The organism is Nocardia sp. NPDC058244, from assembly GCF_042882065.1.
Classification (GTDB): domain Bacteria; phylum Actinomycetota; class Actinomycetes; order Mycobacteriales; family Mycobacteriaceae; genus Nocardia.
The window spans coordinates 295863-306721 of sequence record NZ_JBHVWX010000005.1 but is presented as its reverse complement, the minus strand read 5'-3'; the positions used below and the strand labels follow the sequence as shown (position 1 = coordinate 306721).

Sequence of the window (10859 nt, the reverse complement as noted above, 5' to 3'; positions counted from 1 at the left end):
CCGGCGACCGCACCTCCCCGGTAAGCGCCTGCGGACCACGACACCGATCGGACGAACCACATCGACAGCCCTGCCCGCTGGATCGGAACGTGGGATATCGAAGTCCGCTCTGCCGGAACCGATCCCGACTCCGGTGTCAACACTCTGTCGGTACACGACGAAGTCGGCGCCACCGCCGAGGAAGAACCGAGCCGATCGACCCGAACCTCTACGCCGGCCTCGATCTCGTCGTCCGCGGTAGCGAGGGGAACGTTCCACGCTGAGGACTCCGCGTTCCGACCTGGATAACCGACGAGCCCTCCGTCCGAGGCATCGACGGCATCGAACCCATCGCGGGAACAACCATCGCCACCACGGACCCGGCCACGGGGTCGACTGGTAGCGCCGCCTTCGCCCGGTCTGGTTGAGTGAAGGCCGTGGTTTCGACGAGCACCATCACCAGCGTTCGCACCTTCGACGGCCTGCACCTTGCTGCCACACTCGTCACCGCCGACCGGCCGAGTGGAAAAGCGGTCGTGATGGTGCACGGTGGTGGTGTCACCCGCGAGGAAGGAGGGTTCTTCACCCGGCTCGCAGAGGGCCTCGCCAGCGCGGGCATAGCCTCGCTGCGGTTCGACCTTCGCGGTCACGGAGACAGCGAAGGCCGACAGGAAGAACTGACCCTTTCCACCATCCTCAACGACATCCGCGCCGGCCTCTCCGCCGTCGAAGCCGCCACCGGTGCCGATGACCTCGCACTACTCGGCGCCAGCTTCGGTGGCGGTGTCTGCGGGTACTACGCCGCAAAACGGCCAGCAGACCTCAGTCGACTGGTGCTGCTGAATCCGCAGCTCGACTACAAGAAGCGCACCATCGACACTCGCGATTACTGGACCGACGAGGTCATCAACGACGAAAAGGCCGATGAGCTCAACGCGACCGGAGCCATTCAGTTCACCCCAACGCTGAAGCACGGTCGGCCGCTGCTCAACGAAGTCTTCTGGCTGAAGCCGAACGAAGTGCTCGGCGAGATCACGGTGGACACCCTTATCGTGCACGGCAATGCTGACACGTTGGTCCCGATCGACGGTTCCCGCGCCGCCGTCGCCCAGTTCACTGCGCCCGTCGAGCTGGTCGAAATCGACGGATCCCAACATGGATTCGCCGTCCACGACGACCCGCGATACCTCAACCCGAAAAGCCTGGAGTACCAGGCTGAAGTGATCCGGATCGTCGCGGATTGGCTGACAACCTAGCCGGACGCTTCCACAGCTTCGCGCAGCTGCTGCACTCCCGGCCGGTGATCCCACGGGGCCAGCGTCCGCAAGACGTCCACCACGACCTTGATCGTTCGCTCCGACCGGGTCTCGATCCCTACGGCGACCGACTTGGTTGCGACGGCAGCAGCCTCGTCCGGTTCACCGCTGAGTGCGAGCGCCTTGGCCTGTCGAGCGCTGAAGAAGCCGGCATCGCGCCGGGACAACCCTCCAGCCGTCAGCACCTGCCCGAACAGTTCCGTCGCCCGCTGCGGTTTGCCCGCCTCGGTGTAGCACACCGCAGCGCGCACCCGCAGCGTGCTCTCGTCGAAGTTGCTGACTAGCCCACGGTCATCGGCACCATCGGCCTGCTCGAGGAGTTGCTCTGCCAGACCGATGCATTCCTCGACCGCTGCGACTGGTTCACCAGTCATTGCGAGCCCTAGTGCTTCCTGCTGCACGGCTTGCGCCTGCACTCGACGGGGGAGCTGCCACGGCCCCTCTTTCGCAGCCCGTGCGAGTCCGAGCAGCGTCCCTGCGTCGCGTGAGTCGTATGCCATCTCGGACCTTTTGAGCAGAACGTATCCCTGCATGGGCAGGCTGCCCGCTGCCTGGGCCCATTCCATCGAGCGGTCGTACAGGAATGTGGCCGTCACGGGGTCGTTGAGGTCGCGGTACAGCCAGCCCGCGAACTCCGCGCCGTCGGATCCGATGGCTAGCAACTTCCGACGCAGTTCGGCGGGAACGTCATTGCTGTGCCGTCGAATTGCGCCGACAACGGCGAGCGTCAGCGGCAAGGCCTCCGCTGGACCGAGGGAACCGTCGTCGGCTTTGCAGCGTGCAAGCTGGGAACGGAAGAAATCCAGAACGGAGCCATCGAAGTATCGCCGGGCGCGGTCCATCGCCAGGCTCACTCGCTCCAGATCGTCACTTCGGCTGATCGGCGGGATACCGGTGCCGTCGCTCGTCAACCAATGTGCCAGCGCTAGCGCGTCAGTGGGTTTGAGCGCCGGGGGAGTCACACGTTTGGGCGACTGATGGCGGCTTCTCCATGTGTCCTCGCCTTCGGCCACGATCTCATTGAACCGCACCCGATCCTCTGGGGTCGCGTGGCGCAGATAGACCGTGTCCAGGATCGCCTGCTTTTCCGAGCGGAGTTTCACCCTGCTCAATCCCGAACGCCAGTTGTTGACCGTGGTTGTTTCGACGCCCAGCAACGCGGCGAACTCCCGGATCGACTTCCGCATCGCCTCCTGCAGCGCCGCCGCTTCAAACCCTGTCCAGCCCCGCCCTCGAATCATCGCCGCTACCTACGTCTCCAGCCTCTGACCTGGGAAATACACACGATACGCCTACGGTACCCCTCCGCTACGCGGTTCCTGGCGATGCCACCGAACACCCACGATGAAAGCAGAACCAACACGGGGGACCAGCGACGAATCAGCAGACGCAGCCCCATCCCCGCAGGACGCGCTATCAGGAGGCCCGAATGAGCTACCCCACCAGGCAGACTCCCGAACCCCGACCCGGCGGTAGCGACCTTTCACAAGTGCTCGCAAGTCTGGAGCGCCTCGGACTGATCCGGTTGCTGCCGCTGCCACTGCCGCAGCGCAGCCCCGGTCGGTACGTGCCCGGTTTCGGTTCCCTCCCAAACGATTACATCGGTGCTCCGCGGACAGAGGTGGCCCGGGTCACCGCCGCCGTCCGCGCATGGGCCTCACAATCGTCCCGGTGCCGGGATGAATCCGCTCCCGGCACCGGTGACCTCACGGACGGAACGTTCGGGAACCGTCGCCCCATCGCGTTCGGGCTCACCACCACGATCCTCGGCCACAAGTCATCGCGGGAGTGAATTCGTGACGCACGCGCACACATCCGCCGCCACACAGGATTCGCCGCAGACGCGAAGCCTGTTCTACCGCAAGTTCTGTGGCCTGCGTAGCCGTAGTCCGAGACAGCGAGATCGCATTGCCATCCCCGGGACCGGAGCACCACATCGCCCGCACCTGGGTAGCCCCCGCGACCACACCGTTCCGTCCCTCCGACACCACCGTTCTGGCCTGCGTGCGTGAACTATTGGACGCCGCCAAGCCCCGAAACCACGGCCCCTACTGATCACACCGCACACCGAAACCACCCGAATACCTCGAGGCCGTCAGCGATCCCAGCGCTGAGACCGAACGGCCTCGAGGGTGGGGAGACCGCCCGCCTGCACCGGCAAGCCCTACTCGACGCCCACGACCACCGCTTCCGGCTGCTGTTCAGCGAGGCCGCGTTGCTGCGCACGGTGGGCAGCCCGCTGGTGATGGCATCCCAGATCCGGTTCCTCCGCGAATTCCTCGCTGCCCGAACCAACGTGGAAATCGGGATCATTCCGATCCCCGCCACCTTCGTCACTCCCGCAACGCTTTTCGTCATCAACGACATGGCGGATCCGCTGCACATTCACCGGCTGCTCATCGCCCCGGGCGCCGTTCAACTGCGGGGCGGAGGCTAGAGGGGTGTCGCCGTACGGACGAGGTCGGCGACGGCTCGGGATGTGCTGTGTGGCGGCCAGGCGATGACGGTCGTGACGGTTGGCGCGTCCAGCACCGGCACGGTGGCGTGGTCGGCGCGGAGTTGGGCGCGCAGCGATTCGGGGACGATCGCGCAGGCCCGTCCGAGGGTGATCAGCTGGGCCAATTGGGTGTGGTCGCGAACCTGCGGGCCGGGGCCGTCCGGGTAGCTGCCGTCTCGTCGGGGCCAGCGCGGCAGGGGCAGGTCGGTCAGGGCATTGATTTCGGTCATCGAGAGGTGGGGCCGGTGGGCGAGGGGGTGTCCGGCGGGCAGGACCACGATCTGCGGTTCGGTGTGCAGGTCCTCGGTGTCGAATCCGGTCGTCGTGTCGTAGGGGCGGTGCAGCAGCGCGACGTCGGCACTTCCGTTGCGTAGCAGTCGTTCCGGTTCGCCGGGGCCACACAGCATCACCTCGACGGCGACGGCGCCGGGCTCGGCGGCGTAGGCGTCCAGCAGCTTCGACAGCAGCTCGCTGGCGGCTCCCGCCTTGGTGGCGAGCACGACACCGGGCAGGTCGGCGGCGGCGCGGCGGGTGCGGCGCTCGGCGGCGTCGACCGCGTCGAGCGCGAGCCGGGCCTCCCGCAGCAGCACCGCCCCGGCCTCGGTCAAGGTGATCGCGCGCGAACCACGGTGCAGCAGCACGACTCCGAGCCGTCGTTCGAGCTGCTGGATCGCCCTCGACAGCGGCGGTTGTGCCATCGCGAGCCGCTGGGCCGCCCGCCCGAAGTGCAACTCCTCGGCCACCGCGACGAAGTATCGCAACTCCCGCGTCTCCACCGGGTGATCGTATCCGGGCGTTCACCACCACCGATACCCGTGCGGTATCGGCGGCCACCCAGTCGGTCTTGGACGCGGCACCGAGCCCGCAACATGATCAACGGCATGAGTTTGCCCACGATCGCGCTGGTGACCGGCGCGAACAAAGGAATCGGATACGAGATCGCGGCGGGCCTTGGCGCTCTCGGCTGGCGAGTCGGGGTGGGCGCGCGGGATCGGCGACGCCGCGAGGCCGCGGTGGAGAAGTTGCGTGCGGCGGGGACCGACGCGTTCGCCGTCCCGCTCGACGTGGCCGACGACGCGAGTGTCGCGGCCGCGGCCGAGCTGATCGCCGATCAGGCCGGCGGGCTCGACGTGCTGGTCAACAATGCCGCGATCGGCGGTGCTCTGCCGCAGACTCCCACCACGGTCGATCCCGCGACGGTGCGAGCCGTGGTGGAGACCAATGTGATCGGCGTCCTCCGGGTCACCAACGCGATGCTGCCCCTGTTGCGCGGCTCGGCGTCACCGCGCATCGTCAACATGTCCAGCAGCGCGGGCTCGCTCGCCCTGCACACCACGCCCGGTATCGACATGGGCCCGATTCCCGTGGCGTACCTGGCGTCGAAGACCTTCCTGAACGCCGTCACCATCCAATACGGGAAGGAGCTGAGCGACACCAAGATCCTGATCAACTCCGCCTGCCCCGGTTTCACCGCCACCGACCTCACCGATTTCCGTGGCGTCCGCACACCCCGGCAGGGCGCGGCGATCGCGATTCACCTCGCGACCCTGCCCGACGACGGACCGACCGGTGGATTCTTCGACGACGCGGGACCAGTGCCCTGGTGAGGAAACGCCCGGCACCTCGGTCGGCAAGGGTGTCGATCTCCACGGCTCCTGTTCGACCTACGGATGAGAAGGCCGACAAAAGCCGGACGACCTACCCGAGGGAGGAAGCACATGACCGCGAACGATCTCGATGTACTGCTCGGCGCCTGGGAGCTCACCGGGCGCACCCACAAGTCCGACCACGACGACATCACCGGGGAACTCACCGCGACACGCATCCTGGACGGCGGGCTCCTACGGCTCGACGGCAGGATGCGGATCGGGGACACCGAGATCCACAGCCTGGAACTGATCTGGCCGGACGAGGCCGCCTCCGGCTTCGCCGCGCATGTGTATTCGGGTTCCGGCGCACCGTTGAACTACCGGTGGAGCCGTCAGGGAGACACTCTCGTGCATGCCGGTCTCGGAATGACCTACACCGGCACCATCAGCGCCGACGGTGCCACGATCACCGGTTCGTGGTTGCCCGACCCGGACCGTCCGGACATGGCCGAGGCGGCCTACGACGCCACCATGCGCCGGGTCTGACCAGGCGCGGGGTGTGGCGCGCCATCGGCGAAGGTGGTGCCTGGACAACAGGATTGACCCGTTGGTGGTAGGTCGCTGATGATCGTGGTGGGCACAGGGCGGCAACTCGTCCCCTGCTCCGACCCGTTCGGGACGGAGTATGCGGGTGTGTGTCGACCCGAAGTCCGTGACGGAACCCCGTCATTAGGTCGGCGAGGAGCATCGATGAATGCGGCTGATTCTGCTGTGCGCAAGGGCGATCCGAGGCTGTCCGGTGTCAGCGGTGACATCGAGCGATCGGATCGCCCGTGACCGCCGTCAGCTTCACCCTGGGTGGGGCCCTCCTGCGGGGCACCGTGACCGGCGCGGGCCCGACGGTCTTGTTTCTCCATGCCGGGGGTGAGCACCGCGGCGTGTGGGGTCCGGTCGCGTCGCGGGTCGCCGCGGCCGGATTCCGGGCGGTGGCCTTCGACCTGCGTGGTCATGGTGAGAGCACGGGGGAGGCGGTAGATCTTCGGGTGGTCGCTGAGGATGTGGCCGAGATGGTGCGGCGCGAGCCGCGGCCGGTCGTCGTGGTGGGGGCCTCGGTCGGCGGGCTCGCGGCCATCGCCGCTCTCGGCGAAGCGGATATCGCGCATCGGGTGGCCGGGCTGGTGCTGGTGGACGTGGTTCCGAGATCCGATCCGCATCGGGTGCGTGCCTGGCTCGGCGAGATCGGGCTGCGCGATCGGCACGCCGAGCTCGTGGACGACAGCCTCGCGGCGGGGTCCGCGCTGCACGCGACAGCCGTCGGATCGGACGTGCCCCTCCTGCTCGTGCGCGGTGGCCGGTCGCCGCTGACCGACGCGGAAGTGGACCGGTTTCTCGCCGACCGCGGTGTCCCGGTCTCTTGGGTGCCGGACGCCGGTCATCTCGTCGCGCGGGACGCCCCCACCGAGCTCGCGCGCATCGTCGCACGGCAGGCCGCCCGCTGGGTCGCGGCCGCCGGGGTGGTGCGGGACGCGTTCGACCTGCAGCGAGCCCTCGGCGCCGAGAAGATCGACCATCCCGGTGGTGCACTGCACGCACACTTGCATCGAGTGCACGACCTCGTGGTCGAGTGGAACGCCGCGCCGCGAACCCGATTGGCCGCGATCTGCCACGCGTCCTACGGCACGGACGGATTCGCGACCGCCCTCCTGCCGACCACCGATCGGGGGCGCCTCGCGGACGTGATCGGGCACGACGCGGAGGCTCTGGTGTACCTCTACGGCGGCTGCGACCGCGACCGGACCTACCGCGATCTCGGGCGACAGCCGCTGGCGGTAGCCGACCGATTCACCGGCGGTTCCCGGCTGGTCCAGGGCGCTGAACTGCATGACTTCGCCGTGCTGACGATGGCCAACGAGCTCGATGTGGCCCGTCACGCGCAGTTGCCGCGATCCACGCGGACGGGGATCAGGAGCCTCGTCGTCGCACTGGCGAGCTACGCGCCCGACGAGGCGGCCCGCGCCCTCGCCGACGAAGCGCTCACCTGAGCGACCCGCCGCTACAGGAGTGCGTGGGCGGCTAGGCGGGCCAGACAGGTGTCGACGACGTCGGCGGCCGAGCCGGGCTCCGCTTCGGCGGCCCACCGTTCGGTGCCGAGGCGCACGGCCGTATTGGCCATGGCGGCGGCGAGCGCGACGTCGAGGTCGTCGGGGGAGCGGCCGGTGCGGGCCGCGATGATGGGGATCAGGCTGGCTTCGCAGTCCTGCTGGACGCGCAGCCAGGTCGCCCGCAGGGCGGGGAGTTCGGTGGCGGCACGCAGCAGCGGGTGCAGGAGCTTGTCGGCGACGTCGGCGTCGACCAGGGCCGCGGTGGTAGCGGCACGGTAGGAGCGGCTCAGCGCCTCACGCAGCGACAACTCGGGCGGGCACGCGGCCAGCTCGTCGGCCCAGGCCTGGGTGCCGATGGCCAGCAGCGGGGCGACGACGTCCTCCTTGCCGGAGAAGTACCGGTAGAAGGTCCGCAACCCCATCCCCGCCGACGCGGCGATGTCCTCGACGGTCGTCGCGGCGTAGCCGTTCTCGGCGAAGAGATGGGCCGCGACCATGGCCACCTCGCGCCGGGTGGCCGCGCGGCGGATCTCGTTGAGCGCAGGCCGCCCCGGTGCGGTCGCTGCCTGGTTCCGTTGCCTGGTCACCGGCGCACTATACCCAGCATCGGCGACTTCCTTGCACGTCGTGTCATTTGTGGCATATTGTGCCAGAAACACCCTGAACGACGAGGAAGAGATCTCATGAACCGTCTCGAACAGCGCCGCATCCTGGTTACCGGAGCGGGATCCGGCATCGGCCAGGCCACCGTGCTCCGCCTGTTGTCCGAGGGTGCGGTCGTCGTCGGTGCCGATGTCAATGCCGAGGGCCTGCAGATGACCGGCAAGCGCGCCGCCGAAGCGGGCACCGACACCCGATTCACCGCGCTCGAGATGAACATCGGCGACGAGTCCGATGTCGTCGCCGGTGTCGCGAGCGCCGTCGAGACCCTCGGTGGGCTCGATGCTCTCGTCAACGCCGCGGGCGTGCTCCGCGCCGCGCATACCCACGAGACGTCCCTGGATCTGTGGAATCAGATCATCAACATCAACCTCACCGGCACCTTCCTGGTGACCCGCGAGGCCCTGCCCGCCCTGCTCGCCAACTCCAGCAGCACCATCGTCAACTTCAGCTCCACCTCGGCGACCTTCGCGCATCCGTACATGGCCGCGTACTCCGCGAGCAAGGGCGGCGTCCAATCCCTCACCCACGTGCTGGCCCTCGAGTACGGCAAGCAGGGCCTGCGCGCGGTCAGCGTGGCCCCCGGCGGCATCAAGTCGGGCATCACCGACGCCACGCCCGGCTACCTCCCGCAGGACTCCGACTGGTCGCTGTTCAGCCGCCTGATCGCCGTTGTCCCGCAGGACAACCCGGAGGAACTGGCCGGTCCGGAGAATGTCGCCGGCGTGATCGCCATGCTCGTTTCCGACGACGGCCGCTTCATCAGTGGCACCGAGATCCGGATCGACGGCGCCGCCCACACCTGACCACTCACCGCTGACGGCCCGCGCTACCCGGCGACCAGCGCCGGGGTGAGCTCCAGGCGTGGCCAGTCGGCCAGGTCGGCGCGGAGCTGCCGGTCGTGGGTCGCGATCACCACCGCCGCGCCCGTGTCGATGAGGGCGGCGGTGAGGTCGTCGACGAGCGTGGCCGACAGGTGATTGGTCGGCTCGTCGCACAGCAGCAGTTCCGGGCGGGCGGCGAGGTGCACGGCGAGCTGGAGTCGGCGCTGCTGCCCCTGCGAGAGCCTGCCCACCGGTGTGTGCCGTGCTTGCCGCTCGAGCAGTCCGGTGGCGGCGAGGGGCACCGGCTCGGCGTCGTCGAGCGCGCCGAGGTGGCGGTCGTAGAGCTGCTGGGCCGTCAGCGCGGGGTCCCATGCGGGAACCTCCTGGCCGATCAGCGCGATCCGGGCCGTCGGCCGCCGGTCGACGGCACCACCGGTCGGGTCGAGCCGACCGGCGAGGACGGCCAGCAGCGTCGATTTGCCTGCCCCGTTGGCCCCGGTCACCAGCAGCCGCTCGCCGGTCGCCACCGCCACCGTCGCGGGCACGTCGAGGCGGCCCGCCACCGTGACACCCCGCGCGTGCACCAGCGCGGCTCCCGGCCGCACCTCCGGTTCCGGAAAGCGCAGATGCAGTGGAGGTTCCGGCACGGTGACCGCGTGTGCCGCCAGCGCGTCCCTGCGCCGGTTCAGCGCCTGGACCAGGCCGGGCGCCCGGGACTGTCGCTCGTGCCTGCCGTGTCCCTTCTCCGGGCGCCACCCGGTGCTGAGCCGATCACGGGCCTCGGCGATCGCCTCGCGCAGGCGCGCGTGCTCGGCCGTCTGGTCGGCGTATTCCTGCTCCCAGTGCGCCCGTGCCCGATTCCTGCCGTCCTGCCAGCCGGCGTAGCCGCCGCTGAACAGCCGCGGTCGGCCGTCGAGGCTGGGGTCGAGGTCGAGGAACTCGGTGCCGACCTCGCGGAGCAGGGCCCGGTCGTGACTCACCACGGCCACCCCACCGGGATGGGTGCGCAGCCGTTCGGTGAGGAACTCGAGACCGGCGCGGTCGAGGTGGTTCGTCGGCTCGTCGAGCAGCATGATGTCCGGCGCCGCGCCGAGCAGACAGGCCAACCGGACGCGCGCGCGTTGGCCCACCGACAGCGTCGCGAGCGCGCGGACCCGGTCGGTGCACGCGCCGAGGGCGGCCAGGGCGATCTCGACCCGGCGTTCGGCGTCCCAGGCGTCGAGCCGGGTGGCGGCGTCGAGCGCGTCGGCGTAGGCGTCATCGGCGCCCGGCACACTCTCGGTGAGGGCGAGAGTCGCCGCGTCGAGGGCCCGCAGCGCCCGCAACGCGGGGCCGATCGTCTCCGCGACCAGCGTGCCGACGGTCTCCCCGGCTCGGCAGGGAATGGACTGGCGGGCGATCCCGAGGGTGCCCACCCGGGTGACGGATCCGGCGTCGGGCCGGATCAGCCCGGCCAGGACGTGCAGGAGGGTGGATTTGCCGCGACCGTTCTCGCCGACGATCGCCAGCCGTGACCGGGCGGCCACGGTGATCGAGGTATCGGTCAGGACCGCACGATCACCGAGGGTGTGATGGACACCGATCGCCCTGATGTGCGCGCTCGCGCCCGCGGGCAGGTCGTCGGCGGATCCGCGGCGTGGCGCGGGGGAATTCGACATGGAGGGCTCCGTCGTTCGAGGAAGGAGCCGGGCAGGGCACAGGAGACACCGCCCGGCGGGACTGCTCGGACGGCGGCGGAAGAAGGGGTGTCAGAAAGGTCCGGTCGCCGCCGTCAGCGGAACGACCAGGGCTTCATCATCGCGGTGCCACACATGGGATCGACCCTAGCGGCGGCCCTGCGGCGTCGGCAACGGAATATCGCCGACGCCCCGGTCACCGCGGAACCCGGGTGA

At 69.2% G+C, this 10859-nt stretch carries 10 protein-coding genes; 6 read left to right on the top strand and 4 right to left on the bottom strand.

The window, feature by feature from the left end:
- The first annotated feature begins 416 nt into the window (after nucleotides 1-416).
- Nucleotides 417-1235 (top strand): alpha/beta hydrolase, encoded by an 819-nt coding sequence (locus ACFVW6_RS17790; protein WP_378828776.1) that lies wholly within the window; start codon nucleotides 417-419, stop codon nucleotides 1233-1235.
- Here the strand turns inward: ACFVW6_RS17790 and ACFVW6_RS17785 are convergent.
- The gene (locus ACFVW6_RS17785; protein ID WP_378828774.1) at nucleotides 1232-2482 is read right to left on the bottom strand and encodes a hypothetical protein; all 1251 of its coding nucleotides are present in this window, start codon (nucleotides 2480-2482) and stop codon (nucleotides 1232-1234) included. The genes ACFVW6_RS17790 and ACFVW6_RS17785 overlap by 4 nt on opposite strands.
- A gap of 821 nt (nucleotides 2483-3303) precedes the next feature.
- Here ACFVW6_RS17785 and ACFVW6_RS17780 point away from each other — a divergent pair.
- Nucleotides 3304-3732 carry a Scr1 family TA system antitoxin-like transcriptional regulator gene (locus ACFVW6_RS17780; RefSeq protein WP_378828772.1) on the top strand — a complete coding sequence of 143 codons (429 nt, stop codon included), beginning with the start codon at nucleotides 3304-3306 and terminating at the stop codon, nucleotides 3730-3732.
- Here ACFVW6_RS17780 and ACFVW6_RS17775 read toward each other — a convergent pair.
- Nucleotides 3729-4568 (bottom strand): LysR family transcriptional regulator, encoded by an 840-nt coding sequence (locus ACFVW6_RS17775; RefSeq protein WP_378828770.1) that lies wholly within the window; start codon nucleotides 4566-4568, stop codon nucleotides 3729-3731. The genes ACFVW6_RS17780 and ACFVW6_RS17775 overlap by 4 nt on opposite strands.
- Before the next feature lie 105 nt (nucleotides 4569-4673).
- On the opposite strand from ACFVW6_RS17775, the gene ACFVW6_RS17770 reads away from it, so the two are divergent.
- The 3 genes from ACFVW6_RS17770 to ACFVW6_RS17760 all read left to right on the top strand — a co-directional run bounded on the left by ACFVW6_RS17770 (nucleotide 4674) and on the right by ACFVW6_RS17760 (nucleotide 7423).
- The gene (locus tag ACFVW6_RS17770) at nucleotides 4674-5399 is read left to right on the top strand and encodes an SDR family NAD(P)-dependent oxidoreductase (protein ID WP_378828768.1); all 726 of its coding nucleotides are present in this window, start codon (nucleotides 4674-4676) and stop codon (nucleotides 5397-5399) included.
- A gap of 111 nt (nucleotides 5400-5510) precedes the next feature.
- Nucleotides 5511-5927: a hypothetical protein gene (locus ACFVW6_RS17765; RefSeq protein ID WP_378828764.1), complete on the top strand. Its 417-nt coding sequence runs from the start codon at nucleotides 5511-5513 to the stop codon at nucleotides 5925-5927.
- A gap of 287 nt (nucleotides 5928-6214) precedes the next feature.
- Nucleotides 6215-7423: an alpha/beta hydrolase gene (locus ACFVW6_RS17760; protein ID WP_378828762.1), complete on the top strand. Its 1209-nt coding sequence runs from the start codon at nucleotides 6215-6217 to the stop codon at nucleotides 7421-7423.
- Between the two features lie 11 nt (nucleotides 7424-7434).
- Here ACFVW6_RS17760 and ACFVW6_RS17755 read toward each other — a convergent pair whose 3' ends face one another.
- Nucleotides 7435-8070 (bottom strand): TetR family transcriptional regulator, encoded by a 636-nt coding sequence (locus ACFVW6_RS17755; protein ID WP_355272550.1) that lies wholly within the window; start codon nucleotides 8068-8070, stop codon nucleotides 7435-7437.
- A gap of 96 nt (nucleotides 8071-8166) precedes the next feature.
- Here ACFVW6_RS17755 and ACFVW6_RS17750 point away from each other — a divergent pair, with 96 nt between their 5' ends.
- On the top strand, nucleotides 8167-8949 hold the full coding sequence (locus ACFVW6_RS17750; protein ID WP_378828758.1) for an SDR family NAD(P)-dependent oxidoreductase: 783 nt from the start codon (nucleotides 8167-8169) through the stop codon (nucleotides 8947-8949).
- 23 nt (nucleotides 8950-8972) lie between these two features.
- Here the strand turns inward: ACFVW6_RS17750 and ACFVW6_RS17745 are convergent, their stop codons facing one another.
- Complete coding sequence (locus tag ACFVW6_RS17745; protein WP_378828756.1) at nucleotides 8973-10625, bottom strand: ATP-binding cassette domain-containing protein; 1653 nt, start codon at nucleotides 10623-10625, stop codon at nucleotides 8973-8975.
- Nucleotides 10626-10859 lie beyond the last annotated feature (234 nt).